This is a genomic window from Rhizobium indicum (assembly GCF_005862305.2).
Classification (GTDB): Bacteria; Pseudomonadota; Alphaproteobacteria; order Rhizobiales; family Rhizobiaceae; genus Rhizobium; species Rhizobium indicum.
In genome coordinates this window covers 63808-82718 of the sequence record NZ_CP054026.1, presented here as the reverse complement: position 1 = coordinate 82718, position 18911 = coordinate 63808, and the positions used below count along the sequence as shown (strand labels likewise).

At 59.6% G+C, this 18911-nt stretch carries 19 protein-coding genes; 15 read left to right on the top strand and 4 right to left on the bottom strand.

All coding sequences use genetic code 11. The features are described 5' to 3' along the window. On the top strand, nucleotides 1-978 hold the full coding sequence (locus tag FFM53_RS35215) for an ABC transporter ATP-binding protein (RefSeq protein WP_138390229.1): 978 nt from the start codon (nucleotides 1-3) through the stop codon (nucleotides 976-978). An 87-nt stretch (nucleotides 979-1065) separates the two neighbouring features. Here FFM53_RS35215 and FFM53_RS35210 read toward each other — a convergent pair whose 3' ends face one another. The 4 genes from FFM53_RS35210 to FFM53_RS35195 form a co-directional block, all read right to left on the bottom strand. Then, complete coding sequence (locus FFM53_RS35210; RefSeq protein WP_138390227.1) at nucleotides 1066-1464, bottom strand: type II toxin-antitoxin system VapC family toxin; 399 nt, start codon at nucleotides 1462-1464, stop codon at nucleotides 1066-1068. After that, nucleotides 1461-1712 (bottom strand): AbrB/MazE/SpoVT family DNA-binding domain-containing protein, encoded by a 252-nt coding sequence (locus FFM53_RS35205; protein ID WP_128411101.1) that lies wholly within the window; start codon nucleotides 1710-1712, stop codon nucleotides 1461-1463. The genes FFM53_RS35210 and FFM53_RS35205 overlap by 4 nt, the downstream gene beginning before the upstream one ends. 161 nt (nucleotides 1713-1873) lie before the next feature. Next, nucleotides 1874-3166, bottom strand: a complete 1293-nt coding sequence (locus tag FFM53_RS35200) for an NAD(P)/FAD-dependent oxidoreductase (RefSeq protein WP_138390225.1) — start codon at nucleotides 3164-3166, stop codon at nucleotides 1874-1876. 3 nt (nucleotides 3167-3169) lie between these two features. Further along, complete coding sequence (locus FFM53_RS35195; RefSeq protein ID WP_138390223.1) at nucleotides 3170-4567, bottom strand: aminotransferase-like domain-containing protein; 1398 nt, start codon at nucleotides 4565-4567, stop codon at nucleotides 3170-3172. 239 nt (nucleotides 4568-4806) lie between these two features. Here FFM53_RS35195 and FFM53_RS35190 point away from each other — a divergent pair, with 239 nt between their 5' ends. From FFM53_RS35190 to FFM53_RS35125, 14 genes are all read left to right on the top strand, one after another. Then, entirely contained in the window at nucleotides 4807-5889 is a 1083-nt protein-coding gene (locus FFM53_RS35190; RefSeq protein ID WP_138390221.1) for an ABC transporter ATP-binding protein, read from the top strand. Nucleotides 5890-5937: 48 nt separating this feature from the next. After that, the gene (locus FFM53_RS35185) at nucleotides 5938-6987 is read left to right on the top strand and encodes an ABC transporter substrate-binding protein (RefSeq protein ID WP_138390220.1); all 1050 of its coding nucleotides are present in this window, start codon (nucleotides 5938-5940) and stop codon (nucleotides 6985-6987) included. Nucleotides 6988-7056: 69 nt separating this feature from the next. After that, entirely contained in the window at nucleotides 7057-8313 is a 1257-nt protein-coding gene (locus tag FFM53_RS35180; RefSeq protein ID WP_138390219.1) for an ABC transporter permease, read from the top strand. Continuing rightward, on the top strand, nucleotides 8313-9134 hold the full coding sequence (locus tag FFM53_RS35175; protein ID WP_017958323.1) for an ABC transporter permease: 822 nt from the start codon (nucleotides 8313-8315) through the stop codon (nucleotides 9132-9134). Before FFM53_RS35180 ends, FFM53_RS35175 begins: the two co-directional genes overlap by 1 nt. 15 nt (nucleotides 9135-9149) lie before the next feature. Continuing rightward, nucleotides 9150-9506 carry a RidA family protein gene (locus FFM53_RS35170; protein WP_138390218.1) on the top strand — a complete coding sequence of 119 codons (357 nt, stop codon included), beginning with the start codon at nucleotides 9150-9152 and terminating at the stop codon, nucleotides 9504-9506. Between the two features lie 193 nt (nucleotides 9507-9699). Continuing rightward, nucleotides 9700-9924, top strand: coding sequence for a phosphatase PAP2 family protein (locus FFM53_RS36770; RefSeq protein WP_246413417.1), 225 nt, complete (start codon nucleotides 9700-9702; stop codon nucleotides 9922-9924). Continuing rightward, a complete protein-coding gene (locus FFM53_RS35160) occupies nucleotides 9852-10142 on the top strand; it encodes a hypothetical protein (RefSeq protein WP_138390217.1) in 291 nt (96 codons plus the stop codon). The genes FFM53_RS36770 and FFM53_RS35160 overlap by 73 nt, the downstream gene beginning before the upstream one ends. Before the next feature lie 48 nt (nucleotides 10143-10190). Then, nucleotides 10191-10817, top strand: a complete 627-nt coding sequence (locus tag FFM53_RS35155) for an SIS domain-containing protein (RefSeq protein WP_138390295.1) — start codon at nucleotides 10191-10193, stop codon at nucleotides 10815-10817. Between the two features lie 17 nt (nucleotides 10818-10834). Continuing rightward, nucleotides 10835-12073, top strand: coding sequence for a glycosyltransferase family 2 protein (locus tag FFM53_RS35150; protein WP_138390216.1), 1239 nt, complete (start codon nucleotides 10835-10837; stop codon nucleotides 12071-12073). Between the two features lie 19 nt (nucleotides 12074-12092). After that, nucleotides 12093-14063 carry a hypothetical protein gene (locus FFM53_RS35145; RefSeq protein ID WP_138390215.1) on the top strand — a complete coding sequence of 657 codons (1971 nt, stop codon included), beginning with the start codon at nucleotides 12093-12095 and terminating at the stop codon, nucleotides 14061-14063. Then, the gene (locus FFM53_RS35140; RefSeq protein WP_138390214.1) at nucleotides 14060-15004 is read left to right on the top strand and encodes a lysylphosphatidylglycerol synthase transmembrane domain-containing protein; all 945 of its coding nucleotides are present in this window, start codon (nucleotides 14060-14062) and stop codon (nucleotides 15002-15004) included. The genes FFM53_RS35145 and FFM53_RS35140 overlap by 4 nt, the downstream gene beginning before the upstream one ends. 47 nt (nucleotides 15005-15051) lie before the next feature. Beyond that, nucleotides 15052-15993 carry an SDR family NAD(P)-dependent oxidoreductase gene (locus tag FFM53_RS35135; protein ID WP_138390213.1) on the top strand — a complete coding sequence of 314 codons (942 nt, stop codon included), beginning with the start codon at nucleotides 15052-15054 and terminating at the stop codon, nucleotides 15991-15993. Further along, entirely contained in the window at nucleotides 15983-17932 is a 1950-nt protein-coding gene (locus FFM53_RS35130) for an HAD-IIIA family hydrolase (RefSeq protein ID WP_138390212.1), read from the top strand. Before FFM53_RS35135 ends, FFM53_RS35130 begins: the two co-directional genes overlap by 11 nt. After that, on the top strand, nucleotides 17929-18909 hold the full coding sequence (locus tag FFM53_RS35125) for a GHMP family kinase ATP-binding protein (RefSeq protein WP_138390211.1): 981 nt from the start codon (nucleotides 17929-17931) through the stop codon (nucleotides 18907-18909). Before FFM53_RS35130 ends, FFM53_RS35125 begins: the two co-directional genes overlap by 4 nt. Nucleotides 18910-18911: the final 2 nt, after the last annotated feature.

Sequence of the window (18911 nt, the reverse complement as noted above, 5' to 3'; positions counted from 1 at the left end):
ATGGCTGAGCTCACTCTCAAACAGGTTCGCAAGAGCTTTGGCGCCCTCGAAGTCATCAAGGGGATCGATCTGGAGGTTGCCTCCGGCGAGTTCGTCGTTTTCGTCGGCCCGTCTGGATGCGGAAAGTCGACGCTGCTGCGGATCATCGCCGGCCTGGAGGAAACGACGTCAGGCGCGCTGACCATCGGCGGCAAGGACGTGACCTATGCCGAACCCTCGGAGCGCGGCATTGCCATGGTATTCCAGAGCTACGCGCTTTACCCACACATGACCGTGGCAGAGAATATCGGCTTCGGCCTTTCACTCGCCCGCCGCCCAAAGGCGGAAATCGCCGCCAAGGTTGCGGCGACGGCTGAAACCCTGCAGCTCACCCAGTTGCTGGAGAGAAAGCCGAAGGCACTCTCCGGCGGCCAGAGGCAGCGCGTCGCCATCGGCCGCGCGATCATCCGCGATCCCAAGGTCTTCCTGTTCGACGAGCCACTATCCAATCTGGACGCTTCGCTCAGAGCCCAGATGCGCCTTGAGATCGCCGATCTGCACGCCCGCCTGAAATCGACGATGATCTATGTCACCCACGACCAAGTCGAAGCCATGACGATGGCGGATAAGATCGTTGTCCTGAAGGGCGGCGCGGTCGAACAGATCGGCAGTCCAATGGAACTCTACCGCAATCCCGCGACACCATTCGTCGCCGGCTTCATCGGCAGCCCGAAGATGAACCTCTATGGCGGCGAGATAGCGCGGCGATTGAACTGCACGACCTATGGCATCCGCCCTGAGCATATCAGGCTTTCGGAAAGTGCCGGGCAATGGCAGGGCAGGATTCGGCATCTCGAGCGGCTTGGCGCTGACGCGATCCTCTACCTCGACGTTCCCGAACTCGGCGAGATGGTGGTGCGCGCCGAAGGCGAGACGCCGTTTGCGCCTGGAATGACGGTCTGGGCAAATCCGGTCGAAGGAGCGGAACATCGGTTCTGAGGCGAGCGCACGCCGTTCGGCATCGGCCCGATCAGCATCAGACGAAAAGCGCCCGGGCCAACATCTCGCTGATAAGCCTGTGGAGTGTCAGGCGAGAAGACGCGCGGGTTGGCCTTGGCGAATTACCAGTTCGACCGCCTGCTTGTCGAAAGACACGAAGCTCTCGCCGCCAAGCCATGCTCCTTCATGGGCAATCACACCATCCGCGAAATCGCCACCCGCCTCCAGCATGGCCAGTCCTGCTTCGACCGCAGGGCGGTTCATTGCCACATTGCCCGCGTTGAGTAGATCGTGGATCGTCTGTGAAACATCTTCCTTTGATAGCCTGGCTCCTCGACGCAGTATCCAGACCAGTTCACACAAGCTCGACAGGGAAACCGCGATCAGCGATGCTTCCTTGAGAAGTTTTGCCGCTGCCCTCCCCTGCTCAGCATCATCCTGCAGGACTGCCCGAACAAGAATGTTGGTATCGACTGAGACTTTCACTCCTCTCCGGCCCAGCCCGAAGCCGCGATTTCGTTCATCTCTTCGATGGTCAACGGCTTTTTCGTCTTGCCAGCATGCCGACCAATAAAATCGTCGATTGTCCCCGTTGGACGAGCGGCCTTTACCCGCAGCTCGCCCCCAGGCAGCTTGTCGAATTCGATCCGCTCCCCCGGTTTGACCCCAAGGTGCGTCAGCAAGTCCCGTCTCAGCGTGATTTGCCCTTTCATTGTGACGGCAAGGGAAGCCATGGAAAATCTCCTACTTTAAACCAATACAAAAGTAATGGAATTTTTCCTTACATTCAAGGTTCGAGTGATAGGGACTTTGCCTTCACATGCCTGTTCGTGTGTGGCTCAGTCCAACCGAAGAAAAGAGCGCCGACGCATGAGCCGCCTTCTATGCACCCGGTTTAGAACCGGTCGGGACGCAGGGGCGTCAGATCGACAGCCGGGGTCTGTCCCGCGACCAGCTGGGAAACGAGATAGCCGGTCAGAGCCGACAGCGTCAGGCCGAGATGGCCGTGGCCGAAGGCGTAGGTGACGCGGGGCAAGTGCCGGGATCTGCCGATCACCGGAAGTGAATCCGGCATGGACGGGCGAAAACCCAACCACTCGTCGCTGCCCTGTCCGGCCGCCGGCAGGAGCATTTTCACGCCGTCACGGATCATCGCGGTCCGTTTGGGGTTCAACGGAGCGGCAAGCCCGCCGAGTTCGACGGTTCCGGCCGCGCGCAATCCATCTGCCATCGGCACCATGTAGAAGCCGTGTTCGGGATAGCAGACCGGGCGCGACAGCAGATGGCCCGCTTGCGGGAACAAGACGTGATAACCGCGCTCGGTGTCGAGCAGGACACGATCGCCTGTCGATGCGGTCAGCTTGCGCGAATGGGCGCCGGCGGCCACGAGGGCGTGGTCCGTCAGGATTTGCTTGTCCGCGATCCGCAGGCAGATGCCATTGTCACACGGCTCAATGGCCGAGACCTCGCCGCGGACGATCTCCCCGCCGCCGCTTATAACAGCCTGGGCGAGCGCGAAAGCGAGTTGCCTGGGGCTGGAAAACACATAGGCGTCACGGAACAGCACGCCCTTGTGGTACAGCGGCGCAAGATTGGGCTCCATACCCTGGATATCGGCTCGGTCCAGCCGGTCCATGGCGACGCCATGGCGTTCACGCAGCCCGTTCTCGGCGTCAGCCGCCCGGAATTGCGCTTCGCTCTTGTAGAGATACAGGCAGCCGTCATGCCGCTTCAGCCGTTCGGCGCCTGCCTGCGTCACAAGCGGTTGCCAGGCAGCATCGGCGTGGGAAAGCAGCACCGCCAGGGTGCCGGCGATCCGCTCGACCTCGGCTTTCGTGCTCGATGCCAGGAAGGCGCGCAGCCACGGGACCAGTTGCGGCAGGTATCTCCAGACGATCGCCAGCGGACCGAGGGGATTGAGTAGCATGCCAGGCACTCGCCAGATGACGCCTGACGTCGCGACGGGAACGACGCCGTGCGGGGCAAAGGTGCAGGCGTTCCCATAGGAACAGGCCTGCCTGTAGGATGTATCGCCCAAGGGCGGCGCCGGATCGACAATCGTGATCCGATGCCCCATTCTTTGCAGCCAGAGGGCCGAACAGAGGCCGACCAGTCCTGCACCGACAACGGCCACATGCCGACGCTCGGCGTCGGGCAAGGGCTGAAGCTCCGGCAACGGCTTGTTCATCGGCTAGACCAGGCCCGCCAGAGCGCGGGGACGATCGTTCAGCGTGGCGGCGATGATGCGTAGCGCCGTTGCAAGTTCGTCCCGCGACGATGCGCAGCCGACATTGACGCGAACGGCATGCTCGACCGGCTGGCGGTCACAGGCAAAGGCGGTGGCGGCCATGACGGCAACGCCATGGGCACGCAGATTGGCGGCAAAATCCTCGCATCGCCAAGGGGCCGGCAACCTCAGCCATAAAAACATGCAGCGCGGATCGGCGGAGAACGAATGGCCGGCAAGGATCGTCGTGACGATCGCATGGCGCGCGCGCAGCTCCGCAAGCTGGGCCTTCAGGATCGCTTCGGCCGTGCCGTCTTCCAGCCAGCGGGTCGCAAGCAGCAGCGGTAGCGGAGAGGGCATCCAGGCGGTTGTGCGGACCGCCTCGGCAGACAGCAGCGCCCGGCCGGGCGGGCACAAGAGATAGCCGACGCGCAGACCCGGCGCCAGCGCCTTGGAGAGTGCCGATATATGGTAGGTTCTGGTTGGAGCAAGCGTGATCAGGGCGCTTGCGCGGGTCCCGAGCATCGGTCCATAGACATCGTCCTCGATGATGACGAGATCGTGCTTCTCCGCGACGTCGACCAATTCCCGCCGGCGAGCCTCGCTCATGGTGACGACGGTCGGATTGTGCATCGAGGGAACCGTGAAGACGGCGCGCACGCTCTCCCGGCGGCAGATATCGTCGAGCTCCGCCGCCGACATCCCCTGATCGTCACTTCCGATGCCGATGATGCGGAAGCGGAACATCTGGGCAAGCGCGATCAGGCCGTAGTAGGTCAGCCTATCGCAGACGATGGTGTCGCCGGGCTCTATCAGGCTGCTGATCACCGCCAGTAAAGCATGCTGGGCACCACTGGTGACGACGATATCGTCTTCGGACGGATCGAAGCCGTTGAGCGATATCCATTTTCGCGCGGCGTGGCGCGCCCAGGCAGGACCTTCCGGCGGCTGATACTCCTGCATCTGGCGGAAGCGCCGGTCCGATGAAAGGTCCGGCAGGGATTGGGCGAGGCGCTGTTGGAAATCGTCGACGGCCGGCCGGTTGACCGTCAGGTCTATGACACCGGTCGGGCTCGCTGCCCGGTCAACCCGCGGCATGGCGCCGTCGCCGATGACGATCGTGCCGCGCCGGGTGCTGCCCATTACAAGGTTGAGGTTTTGCAATTCGCGGTAGGCGCGCGTGACGGTGGAGACGTTGAGCGACCGCTCTCGCGCCAGGTCGCGCTGCGGCGGGAGCTGACTGCCGGGAGGCAAGGCGCCCGAGCGGATCTTCGCCTCGAGCTCGCTTGCGAGCTCCAGATAGGCGGGTATCCGCATTTCCCGCTCCTGATTTGTCCGGGTCACTTCCGATCTTTCAGACATACAATTCCCGTAACAGCGGCGTAAATTCCATAAGCCGGACGCACACATCAATCCCCGAGGCGCTGCGATTCAGCTCGCTTTCGTGCGACATACCACGCTTTCCCAATGTTTTCGAGAGCCTGCCGCCACTACCACACAAAATTATTTGTGTGGCTTGACAAGCCGAAGTAGACCGAGACAATATAACTCAGCATCGAGACAAAGAGGCAGGGACCCGCCGATGCAAACAGGAGGACTTCATGAGCGAGCGCTTCATTGCTTTCGAAGGTGTGCGTAAATCCTATGATGGCGTCAGCTATGTCGTGCGCGGCCTGGACCTCGACGTCGCCAAAGGGGAATTTCTGACCCTTCTCGGTCCGTCCGGATCCGGCAAGACCACGACGCTGATGATGCTGGCCGGTTTCGAGGCGCCGACCGACGGGACGATCACCCTTGCCGACAACAGGATCGACAGTGTCCCGCCGCATCGCCGCAATATTGGTGTCGTGTTCCAGAATTACGCGCTCTTCCCGCACATGACCGTCGGCGAGAATGTCGCCTTCCCGCTGAAAATGCGCCGGCTCGGCAAGGCTGAGATCACCGAGCGGGTGCGCCGCGCGCTCGACATGGTGCGCATGGCGAGCTTCGAAATGCGGCGGCCCAACCAGCTTTCCGGCGGACAGCAACAGCGCATCGCGCTTGCCCGCGCCCTCGTCTTCGAGCCGCAGCTGGTGCTGATGGACGAGCCGCTCGGTGCGCTCGACAAGCAGCTTCGCGAGCATATGCAGCTCGAGATCAAGCACCTGCATGCCCGCCTCGGCATCAACGTCGTCTACGTCACCCACGACCAGAGCGAGGCGCTGACCATGTCGGATCGGATCGGCGTGTTCAATGACGGCATCCTGCAGCAGATCGCGCCGCCGCATGAGCTTTACGAGACGCCGGCAAACCCCTTCGTCGCAACCTTCATCGGCGAGAACAATGCGATATCGGGCGAAGTCGTCGTGATCGAAAATGCCGTCTGCCGGATTCGCGCCCCCGATGGTTCGATCATCACCGGCCATGCCGGAGAGGGGTTGAAGGAAGGCGCGCGGGCAACGCTGGTCTTGCGGCCCGAGCGGATTCAGCTGGCGCCCGCAGCGGAGATTCCCAACCGGTTCACCGCGACGCTCAAGGAAATCATCTATCACGGCGACCATGTCAGGTTGCGCGTCTCGGCCTGCGGCTGTGACGACATCTTCATCAAAGTCGCCGCGGCTCAGGACATTCCGGTTCAATCGCTAGACTCCACTGCCGTCATCGGCTGGGCGCCGGAGGATTGCCGCGCGCTCGCGCTCTCCTGACCGGGCGCTCATTCTTTCGCAAACGCAGCAACAAAAAGGGGAACCACCATGATGCGTTTAAACTGCATGCTTCTCAGTTCCGTCATGACTCTTGCCATCGCAGGAGCGGCATTTGCCGAGGATACGCTGACCGTCACATCCTGGGGCGGCGCCTATACGAAGAGCCAGGAGGAGGCCTTTTTCAAGCCCTTCGCCAAGGAAACCGGCACCAAGATTCTCCAGGATGAATGGGACGGCTCGACCGCCAAGCTGAAGGGCATGGTCGAAACCGGCCAGGTGACTTGGGATGTCGTCGATGTCGAACCCAGCCATGCGCTGCAAGGCTGCGACGAAGGCTGGCTTGAGCCGATCGACTATTCGAAGCTTGGCGGCAAGGACGCCTTCATCGACGGCGCCGCGATGGATTGTGCGGTCGCGACGATCGTCTTCGGCACCATCTATGCCTATGATGCCGCCAAGTTCCCGAATGGCGGGCCGACCACCATGGCCGATCTGTTCGATACGACCAAGTTCCCCGGGCCGCGCGCCTTGCGCAAGTCGCCGAAGACCACGCTGGAATTCGCGCTGATTGCCGACGGCGTCAAACCCGCCGAGGTCTACGACGTGCTCGGGACGCCGGAGGGCGTCGACCGCGCCTTCAAGAAGCTCGACACGATCAAGAAGGATGTGAAGGTCTGGTGGACGGCCGGTGCACAGCCGCCGCAGCTTCTCGCCGACGGCGAAGTCGTGATGACCACGGCATGGAACGGCCGTATCTACGATGCCGTCAAGAACAGCGGCAAGAACTTCAAGATCGTCTGGGACGGCCAGGGAATGGACTTCAATCTCTGGGCCGAGCCGAAAGGCTCGAAGAACAAGGAACTGGCGGACAAATTCGTCGCCTTCACCGTCAATCCCGACGTGATGGCGCAGCAGTCCAAATATATTTCCTATGGCCCGACCCTGAAAGCGGCCATCGCCAAGGTTCCGGCGGATATTCTTGTCGATCTGCCGACCGCGCCTGAGAACACGAAGACCGCCTTTGTCGTCTCCTCCGAGTTCTGGGCCGACCATGATGAAGAGTTGACCGAACGCTTCAACAAGTGGCTCGCACAGTAACCTCTTCGGGCGGGCGAGTGTCTCCCTGGCTCCGTCCGCCCCCTTCTCTACCGCAGGAAGGCATGAGCGATGGTGATCGCGACAATGAATGAAAGCGACGGCTCTATGATTGCCGCCCGCACGCGGGTGAAAAGCCTCGGCAGTGCGAAAAGCAAGGCGCAGCTGAGAGCGCTGCTCCTGGTCGCGCCTCTGTTGATCTTCCTGCTGCTCGTTTTCGTCCTGCCCATTGCTCTGTTGTTGACACGCGCGGTCGACAACAGGGCGGCTTCCGCCGCCCTGCCCTACACGATGTCGGCCCTTTCCGGCTGGGATGAAAAATCCCCGCCCGACGAAGCGCTGTTTGCTGCCTTTGCCACCGATCTGAAGCAATCGCCGCGCGACCAGATCGCCGAAGTGGCCAAGCGTCTCAACTATTACGAGACGGGCATGCGCTCGATGCTGCTGAAAACTGCGCGCACGATCCGCAACGCGAAGCCGCCCTACAAGGCCGCTTTTGTCGCCATCGATTCCAAGTGGGAGACGCCGCACTACTGGACGCTCATCAAGAATGCGTCGCCGCCCTTCACCGACTATTACCTGCTCGCCTCGCTCGACCTGGAGCGCGACGCCTCAGGCGCCATCGGCAGGGTCTCGGCGGAGAATGCAGTGCATGTCGATGTGCTGATCCGCACATTCGTCGTCAGCGCTTCGGTCACGGTGATCTGCCTGTTCCTCGGCTATCCCCTCGCCGCGCTGATCGCCCGGTCGAAAGGGGCGGTTGCCAATACGCTGCTGATCCTGGTGCTCCTGCCGTTCTGGACCTCTCTCCTGGTCCGCACCAGCGCCTGGGTCGTCCTGCTGCAGGGACGCGGCGTCATCAACTCGGCGCTCATCTGGCTGGGCCTCATCGACCCCGCACATCCCCTCGACCTGATCTACAATCGCATCGGCGTGCTGATCGCCATGACCCATATTCTGCTGCCCTTCATGCTGCTGCCGATCTACAGCGTCATGAAGGGCATACCTCCGGTCTATCTGCGTGCCGCCTCGTCACTTGGCGCACCGCCGATGTCGGCCTTCTTCCGCATATACCTGCCGATGAGCATGCCTGGTGTTAGCGCCGGCGGGCTGCTCGTCTTCATCCTGGCGCTTGGCTACTACATCACGCCGGCTCTGGTCGGCGGGCCGGGAGACCAGATGGTGAGCTATTTCATCGCCTATTACTCCAACCAGGTCACGAACTGGGGCATGGCGGCGGCTTTGAGCACGATTCTGCTGGTGGCGGTGCTGATCCTCTATGCCGTCTACAATCGCATTGTCGGCATCGACAGGCTGAGGATAGGTTGATGACGAACTTCCTTTCTTTCCCGCGGCTGTTTTCGATCCTCTTGTGGCTGGCTGGCGGCCTCGTAATCCTGTTCCTGATCGCGCCGATCGTGGCGATCGTGCCGCTCTCCTTCAATGCCGAGCCGTTCTTCACCTATCCCATGCCCGGCCTGTCGCTCCGCTGGTATCGCGAGTTCTTCGATTCCAACGTCTGGCAGCTAGCGCTGAAGAACAGCATCATCGTCGCCGTCTTCGCCACGCTTCTGTCGACCTTTCTCGGCACGCTGGCCGCGATCGGCCTCAGCCGGCCCTCCTGCCCGGCGCGGGCAACGCTGACCGCCATTCTGATTTCGCCGATGATCGTGCCGGTCATCGTTTCGGCGGTCGGTATCTATTATGCCTTCGCGGCGGTCGGGCTGCTCAACAGCCTGACCGGGCTGGTGCTGGCGCATACGGCGATCGGCGCCCCCTTCGTGGTGATCACCGTGACCGCGACACTCGCAAGCTTCGATCACAATCTGATGCGGGCGGCATCCAGTCTCGGCGCCGCCCCGGTCGAAGCGACATTGCGCATCATGCTGCCCGTCATCGCGCCGGGGGTGGCGTCGGGCGCGCTCTTTGCCTTCGTGACGTCGTTCGACGAAGTGGTGATTGCGCTCTTCATCGCCGGCTCAGAGGAGCGCACGCTGCCGCGCCAGATGTGGAGCGGCGTGCGCGAAACGCTGAGCCCGACGATCGCCGCCGTCGCCACGCTCCTCATCCTGTTTTCGACGCTGTTCCTTGCCACGATTCAATGGCTGCAGCGGCGTGCCGAACGTCAGAAGATTGCGCATAGAGATTAATTCAGGGGGTTGAGCATGCAGATCGAACGCTACGAAACCGGAAAGCGGATGAGCCAGGCCGTGACCTATGGCGGCTTTGTCTTTCTCGCAGGCCAGGTCGCCATCGATGTGCCGGGCGCCTCCGTCCGCGAACAGACGACCAACATCCTGGCGCGGATCACCCGGCTTCTGGAAGGCGCAGGCAGCAATCCGACACGGATCCTCAGCGCGACGATCTGGCTTAGCGATATGTCTAGGTTCGAAGACATGAATGCCGTCTGGGACGCCTGGGTGCCTTCGGGTCATGCGCCGGCGCGCGCCACAGTCGAAGCAAGGCTCGCCGGACCGGAATTCACAGTCGAGATCGGCATCATCGCAGCGGTCGGGAACTGAGGGTCCGCGCCTGTCGTCATCTCGCCAGCGCGGGTAGGATAAAAACTGACGCACCGAGCTCGCGCGTATTAGGTCGTCGGGACATACGGCCTGATTTGCGTCATCGCGAGTATCATCACCATTTGGTATCCCGCGCTCGGGGACCTACACTGATTTTGCCGTCAGTCCCGGCGATCTCAGAAACATCAATGGCATGCTCGGCTTGGAATATGTTCCGCAAATCCTAGCAGTCAGGGATGACCCCAATTTTGTCCTGCAATTGGAGCATGCAAGCGGCATCATCTCGTTCCCATCGATCCATGCGGCGGTAGCGATGTTGTGCAGTTGGGGTGCGTGGACAATACGATGGATAAGATTTCCGACGATCTTCATAAATACGCTAATGCTGCTGTCGCCATCACCGAAGGCGGGTACTTGAGTTCGATATATTCGTCCAACCCGTGCCTGCACCTTTCACGACCGAGGCCCGACATCTCCGCGCCGCAGCCAGTTTCAAAGCTGAAGCAATTGCTCGGATCTGTAAAAGCACCAATTGACAAATGGGAAAATTTCCCATTTAAGCGCCCTGCTAATCTCGGCGTCGGTAGATGGAACGATCTTCCGTTGCTGGAAAACCGATCGCCTTCCGCTATGTAACCCAATTGGTGGCGCTCGTGTCGCGTGAAATATGAGGGCTCAATGAGCATGTCGCATAACGAGAACAGGTCTTCGGAGCTTCGTGTGACAAACAGCGATCTGGATCGCTACTTCACATTTCTCCGCCATGTTCTTGTGAATACAACCGCTACGCGGGCAGCCGGAGAGAGCCTGGGCTATGCAGCAGCGGTGACAGAGTCCATGCAACTGGCTCGCGCCACGCACGATGCCGGACGGAAGATCATGTTCATTGGCAACGGCGGCAGCGCGGCAATCGCCAGCCACATGGCGACGGACTATTCCAAAAACGGTGGGCTGCGCGCCATGGCGATGAACGACGGCGCGACGCTGACATGCCTCTCAAACGATCTTGGATATGAGAACGTGTTCTCTACGCAAATCGCCATGCACGCGAACGAAGGTGACTTGCTGGTGGCAATCAGCAGTTCGGGGAGATCGGAAAGCATTACCAAGGCCGCCCGCGCGGCCCGGGAAAAAGGCTGCGCCGTCATGACTTTGAGCGGATTCGCGCCGGGCAATCCGCTGCGTGATCTCGGTGACCTGAACTTTTATGTGGCTTCCGATCAATATGGCTATGTGGAGATCGCACATCTGGCGATTTGCCATGCCGTATTGGATTTTTCCTGCGGACTTGTCCCGCCCACTCTTTCCTAACGAGCCGTTTCACGCGCATGAATTTCCCCAGCATTCACGATCCGGAATTGTCGCTCCTTACGCCCGACGATGATGTCGCCAACCCTGAAGTGACGATCCTCGTCCCGTCTCTTAACGAGGAATTGACGATCGGAACCTTCGTCGACTGGTGCCGCGAGGGTATCGCGGCAAGCGGTGCCGCCGTGGAGATCCTGATCGTCGACAGTTCGACCGATCGCACACCCGAAATCGCGCGCGACAGGGGGGCCCGCGTGTTGCGGACGCCGAAGCGCGGTTTGGGCAGGGCTTACATCGATGCCATTCCATTCGTCCGCGGCAAGTTCATCATCATGGGCGATGCGGACTGCACCTATGACTTTCGGCAGATTGCGCCGTTTATCGAGGCCTTTCGGAAGGGCTACGACTTCGTGATGGGCTCGCGGTTCAAGGGCTCGATCGAAGACAATGCGATGCCGCCCCTGCATCGCTATTTCGGAACGCCACTGACGACGTGGATTCTCAATCGGATGTTTGCCAGCCGCTTTTCCGACATCCATTGCGGCATGCGGGGCATCAGCGTCGATGCCTTGCTGCGCATGGATCTTCGGTCGCAAGGCTGGGAATATGCGTCGGAAATGGTGTTGAAGTCCGTGCATATGGAGCTTCCGACCACCGAAGTACCGATCCACTTCCTGAAAGATCCGGATGGACGGCTCAGCCACATGAAGCGGCGGGGTTGGATGGAGCCGTGGCGCGCAGGCTGGCGTAATCTTCAGGCGATGTTTGTCTACGGGTTCGATTTCTTTCTCATCTGGCCGGGCTTCCTGCTTCTGGCCCTCGGCCTGATCATCATGCTGCCGCTGCTGGCTGGACCTATGTCTATTGCCGGTGTGCGGTTCTCGTCCAACGCCATGCTTTTTGCCATGGCCCTGGCCGTCCTTGGTCAATCAATGCTGGTTTCGGCCGCGATCGGCCGGGTTATCTTCGACTATTCCGGACGCGTGCAACCTCGTTTCGAGCGGCTCCTGCCCTACAACGCAACGATTTGGGGAACGGTCGTGGCTGTTCTTGCAGGCGTTTTGTTGGCGTTTCCACTCTTCGATTCCTATGTCGGGAATGGATACGTGCTGCCTGAGATTGGTATCGAAACGAACTGGGCCATCTTCGGGCTCTGGCTTATCACGACAGCATTTCAGATCTTTATTTCAGGCCTCATGATACGAGCGCTTGGGGTCATGCTGCCAATCAAGAAGCCTGCGCCGCCTCTCGCGGGATAAGAGCCACGAAAGGGCTATAATGATAGTAGGCTGGTGCACGGTTCTCTCCATAATATTATGGGGCCTCGTGATGGACAGGGGTCTCGTTGCTTGGCTCAACCGACGTTGCGATCAGCCATTTCGAGATAGTTTCGATTTTCTATTCAGCGGTATTTTGCCGGCTCTGGCGATATCAGGCGGCGCGGCTACCGTCCTTGGCGCATTTCACGGACTACGATGGGAAATCGTTCTTCCTATCGTGGCTGTTTCGATGATCTGGCGCCGTCGCGATCTCGTTGCCGTTCTTTGCGACCTGGGTTCGCTGTTTCGTAAAATCGCCGCTGAAACGAAAATCGGAAATCCGTTTCCGGTGCTTGCAGCACTCACATGCATCTTACTTTGCTATGCGTGGAGCGTTCTGGCCCTATTTCCGCCCGGTATTGACGACGTGTGGGTTTTCCACGTGCCGCTTGCGAACAGCATCATCGAGCACGCCGGCTTCGTGTCTCCGCAGATCGACCATCCGTTCTACGGCAATATTCCACTCTTCTTCAATCTGCTGTTTGCGCTCGTCATGATGGCCAGCGGTCACTGGACCGGCGCGGCGACCATGAATATCGCAATTTTCTTCGGATTTCTGTTCCTGCTTTCAAGCTGCGCAAGTCGTTGGCGGGCATGCGGTTTTTTCCTGGTGGCAGCTCTGATCCTCAGCATCCCTTTCTTCAGGGGAAGCGTCGGCGAACCAATGACGGATCTGGCCCGCTCGTGTTTCTCAGTCGCAGCCGTGCTTTTTCTGTGGCGCTATTTGGAAACCCGGCGTCCGGCGGAGCTTTTTCATTGTGCGCTCGTCTTAGGGGGAGCGGTCGGAGGAAAATATACAGAACTGCAAATGGTTGGCCTTATAGGGCTGGCATTGATGCCGGCGCTCATCAAAGGAAGAGTATCGCTGCCGCTCTTCCTGTCATGCATCTGCGCATTTCTCGCCGTCGCGGGCTATTGGTATGCGAAAAATCTCATCATTCTCGGCAATCCGATCTATCCCTTCCTGTTCGGTCATCCGGGCCTCACCGACGCTTGGATGGCGGATTACACGCTGGAATTGGGCCGGGCTTTCGATCCTGCCAACCGACGTTTCGTGACAAACCTCGCATCTCTGCAAGGTTGGCACGACTTCCTCTATATTCTTTACGAATGGTTCCTCGCTCGCAAGCCGAACACTTTCGTCGCTCTTGCTTTGATACTGGCCGGTCTGGCAGTGGCTTTCCGGCGCATCGCATTTCTGGCAGCGATTGTCGCTACAATGTTTGTGATATGGTACACCGTTATGTTCAATCACATACGGTGGGCAACGCCAGCCTATCTGCTCTTCTTCTCCACCGGGTTTATCGGCGCCTCCCTGGTTCGCGAGCGGCTGGATAAATGGCTCGACCGGCGAGTCCTGCCGCAGATAGCCCCACTTGCGAAAATTGTCTCTTCGCCAGCATGCATGGTCGCTAGCCCGGTGGTCATCAGCTTGCTGGCCGGCGGACTCTGGATTTCCCGCTGGCACCGGGTGGGCGGCGGCGACCTGGATCCCGCCAAGGCGGAACAGCTTGACGTCATGCTCGGGATGATAAGCGTCGAAAGATATCTGGAGGGACACCGCAAAGCTTATTTCATGTACCGCTACATCGCGGATCATGACCTGCGGACCGTTTTTCAACCTTTCGACACTGCTAACACACTATTGTCCACGGCCTACAACGACGGCCGCGACGGCGGCTGGCAATTGCCACGCCACGTGCTGCCTGCACCCGGGTCGGATGTCGGCGCATTCATCAGGGACAATCATATAGGCTACTTCATAGTCCCGCCCGATGCCGGTAGTGCGTTCCTCGCCGAACGCCTTGGAGAAGACAAAATCCTGATGGCCAACAGCGTCATAGCGCACATGATGCCCCGTTCCTCGGTGATATTGACGGATCGGTTCGGCTGGACGCTCTACCGTTTTGACGCGGGTCGGACACCGTGACTACTGCGTCCTCCCCAGCGTTGCTTCGCATCGGCATACCGGTTCTGAAAGTAGCTGTCGCGCTTGGCCTCGTCATATGGATCGCGCGCAGGGTAGATTTTTCGGAAGGGTGGGCTGCCGTCCAGACCCTGTCGGCGACGACCATCTGGGGCAGCATCTTGCTTCTGCTCCTGCAGGCTCTGCTTTCGGCGTGGCGGTGGTGCCTTCTGTCGGACATGATAGGGCAAAGGCTGAAGCTATCGGGCGCCATGAAACTCTTCATGCAAAGCCTCTTTTACAATCAAGCTCTTCCAAGTCCCATTCCAGGTGATGCCGCTCGCATATTTGGTGCCGTCAAATATGGCCTGACGATCGGAGAAGCCACGCTAGGCGTCGTCATGGACCGCATCCTTACTCTTTTCGGACTGGCGGTCGTTGCGCTGATCGGACTGATCATCCTGCGCGCTGTTTACGGGCACGACTTTCCCATCCCCTATCTGACAGAACTCACGGCGCTTGGCGTTGCGGGTTCTATCGCATCAGCCCTGGTGTTCAGTTGGCGCCGCCACTTATTCGTCCGGTTCTTTCCGGCAAAGCTGCATGCGTTGACCGACGCGTTGCGGGCTTTGGTCACCCACCAAAGAATGGTCGGCGTCTTTCTATTGACCCTCGCCATTCACGGGTTGAGCGTCGTCTCGCTGGAGATCCTCGTTCTCGGCCTTGGTCTCCCGCTCGATTGGGGTCAGGCTGCAGCCGCTTTCCCGCCGGTGCTCTTGATCGCGATGGTTCCCATTTCCATTGGAGGATGGGGACTCCGGGAGGGTGGTATGATCATTTCACTTGCCGTGTTCGGCATAGGCACAACGGACGCGGCAACGCTATCGGTGGTTTTCGGCCTGCTGCAGCTTGTGGTCGGGTTAGCCGGTGGTGTATTCGTCCTTTCGCGTCCTCATTCGGGATAGATCAAAGCGCTCTGATGAGCCTTAACAGATCATATGGAGCCGCCGACATGCATGCCTTGGTAACAGGAGGGGCCGGATTTATCGGCAGCCATCTCTGCGATCGCCTTTTGGAAAAGGGCTATCGGGTCACCGCGATCGACAATCTTCATCTTGGCCGCATGCAGAACATAGATCACCTGCTGGAGCGATCGGATTTTCGTTTCCACGAACTGGATATGCTTGATCGGGAAGGCATGGATCAGCTCATTGCGGCGGATCGCCCCGACGCTGTTTTTCATCTCGCCGCCAATTCCGATATTGCCGCAGGCAATGCCAATGCGGAACTGGACCTGCAGCTGAACCAGCTGACGACGACAACGCTGCTTGCCATCATGCGCAAGCATAAGATCGACAAGCTCTTTTTCGCCAGCACGTCGGCTGTGTTCGGCGAAGCTGAAGGCAACATCCGCGAGAATCATGGTCCTTTGCGGCCGATCTCATTCTATGGCGCCAGCAAGCTTGCCGCCGAAGCCTATCTGTCTGTCTATGCGCTGTCATTCGGCATCAAGACATTGGTGCTGCGTTTTCCGAATGTCATTGGAGAACGCTCCACGCATGGAGCGATCTACGATTTCATCAACAGGTTGAAGGCTGATCCGACGAGACTTCAGGTGCTCGGCAACGGAATGCAGACAAAGCCCTATCTCTATGTCGGAGATCTGGTGGATGCGATTCTCCTTGCATGGGACAAGGCACCCGGCGCCTATGAAGTATTTCATGCCAGCGGCATCGGCGAAACGTCCGTCCGCGATATCGCCGAGATCGTGGTCTCCAAGGTCGCAGCCGGAGCCGCTATCGAATACGGAAGCGAGGACCGCGGCTGGCTGGGCGATGTGCCGCGCTTCAGCTACGACATAAGCCGGCTCGTCGCGCTGGGCTGGTCTCCAAAGCGAAAATCAACCGAGGCCGTTGAACTTGCCGTCGAGCGGATCCTGGCGAATGGGTTCTGAAGGCGCTATCCGCCAGGCCGTCATTATTGCCGGGGGCCTTGGAACGCGTGCTCGCAGCATGACAGGCGATGCCATTCCGAAGGCTCTTTTGCCGCTTGGCGGCGTGCCGATCATTCTCAGGCAGATTCGTGTGCTGGCCCGCGAAGGTGTTCAGCATGTGCGCGTGCTCGGTGGTCACCTCGGCAGCCAGCTGGAACCTGCTCTTGGCCCGGAAGCTGAAAAGCTCGGCATCACGATCGACGTCTTCGTCGAGACGTCTCCGCTCGGCACGGCAGGCTGCTTGACGACTTTGGACACGACATTAGGTGACGTCCTGATCGTCTACGGCGACATGCTTTTTGACATCGATCTGGCGGCACTGGCACGTCATCGTCATCAATTTCCAGCCGCTCTGACCATCATCGTTCACCCCAACGATCATCCCCGCACATCCGATCTCGTCGTCCAGAAGAGCGGTTATCTCCAGCGCCTGTTACCTCGCAAAACGCCCCGCGATGCTGATTGGCGCAATCTCGTACCGGCCGGTTTGTACGTGGCTTCCAACCAGTTTTTCGAGACGCTCCTGCCGGGGCGGCCGGCCGACATGATCCATGATGTCATTCCCGGTCTCCTCGAACGTTCCATCCCGGTCGCAATCTATGACACGCCGGAATATATGAAGGATACCGGGTCTCCGAGCCGACATGCTGCCGCGGCGGAGGATCTTCGGCAGGAACGGGTTCATGCGGTCCATCTGTCCGTTAGAAGACCAGCGGTGTTTTTCGATTGCGATGGCGTACTCAACGAAGATGTCGGCGGCCATGGCGTCATACATCCCGACCAGGTGAAGCTGATCGGCCGAGCCGGCGAAGCGGTGCGGCTCGCCCGCGAGGCCGGTTTCCTGGCGATTGCCGTCACCAACAGGCCGCAGGTCGCCAAAGGCCTGCTCGATGAATCCGGCCTGGATCATGTTCTTGGTCGCCTGGAGGCCGAGCTGGCCGAAGATGGCGGCGTCCTGGACCGTATTTACTTTTGTCCGCACCATCCGGACAAAGGATTTCCCAATGAGATCCCCGAACTCAAGATCAATTGTGCATGCCGCAAACCGGGCGATCTGATGATCCGCCAGGCAATGACCGAGTTGCCGGTCGAAAAATCGAAATCCGTCCTCATCGGAGACAGCCTGCGCGACATAGGTGCGGCCCGTAAGGCAGGCATCTGGGCCTATGGCGTCCGGACGGGTTATGGCCTGCGGGATGAGAAGAGCTATCCTGCTGCGGAAACAGATATTCCGCGTGCCGATCTTGTCTTCGACACGGTCTATGACGCCGTTCGCTTTCAATGCGGTTATCAAGATATCGGAAAAGAGCTTTCCGGAGCCATTCATCAACGACTTCAAAGTAAAGCAAGTCCGCTGCTCGTCAGCGTCTGCGGCCGTTCCCGTTCCGGGAAAAGCACGTTTGCGCATGCGGTCGAGCGTATGCTCTCGGAATCAGGACGCCGGGTGCTGAGGCTGGAACTCGATCGCTGGATACTGCCGCTCGAATATCGCCGTCCTGATATGACCGCGGAGGAACGCAACAGGGTCGAGCTCTATCCCGAGATCGTCAGCAGGCTGCGCCAATCCGGACAGGTCGAGGCGCCCAGCTATGACGCGGCAAGCCGTAGTCAGGGCAAGGATACGACCACCTATGATGCGCGTGATGCCGAGGTCATTCTGCTGGACGGCATCTTTGCCGGACACAGGTCGATCCGCGAAGATGTCGATATGGCTGTCTTCGTCGAGGCATCACAGCAGACACTGCTCAACCGCTTTCACAATTTTTACGCCTGGAAAGGCCTTACGGCAGCCGCGGCCGACGGGCTCTGGGCATCGCGAATTCAAGAGGAGTGGCCGAGGATCGATCTACAGCGGACATCGGCCGATATCGTCATCAATCTCGAGGAGGCCATCCTTTGATCGTTTCATCCGCACCTTTTCGGGTCAGCTTCGCCGGAGGCGGCTCGGACATAGCGTCCTACTACCGTCGTCAAGCGGGCGCGGTATTGTCCTGCGCGATCGCCAAGTACAGCTTCGTTATCGTGCATAACTACTTCAATGAAAACAAATATCATCTCAAATATACGCGCACCGAGCTCGCCGATACGCTTGAGGAGATCGCGCATCCGCTGCTGCGCGAGGCCCTGCGAATGCACCGGGTCGAGCCCGGCATCGAAGTTGCTTCGGTCGCCGACATTCCCTCGGGAACCGGGCTGGGATCATCCAGTTCCTTTTCCGTGGCGCTGATCAATGCGCTCTACGCCCACCGGTCGCGCTTTGCCTCCAAGGATCAGCTGGCGGAAGAAGCGTGCAAACTCGAAATCGATATCCTGAAGGAGCCGATCGGCAAGCAGGACCAATATGCGGCCGCCCATGGCGGCCTGAACTTCATCGAATTCAATCCCAACGGCGGCGTCAACGTTCAGCCCGTCGTCCTCGGCTCCGAAAAGATGGCAGAACTCGAGAGCAACATCCTGTTGTTTTTCACAGGAAGCCAGCGCGACACGCGCTCAGTGCTGTCGACGCAGGTGCAAGCCATGGAAGCGGACGAAGAAAAATTCCGGACCGTCGAGCGCATGGTACAGTTGAGCTACGAAATGCGCGACATCCTGATGGCTGGAGATCTCAGTGCGTTCGGCGAAGCGCTGCACCGCGGATGGATGATGAAAAGATCGCTGACGTCGAAGATTACCAACAATGCGATCGACGAGTGTTACGAGGCAGCCCGTGCCGCCGGCGCTATCGGTGGCAAGCTTGCGGGTGCAGGCGGAGGGGGATTCCTCGTTCTCTATTGCCCTAGAGATCGTCAGGAAAAAGTCCGGCAAGCGCTGTCGCAGCTCAAGGAAATCGAGTTTCGTTTTGACTGGAGCGGCGCGCGCATCGCCTTTGCGCAGTAGAG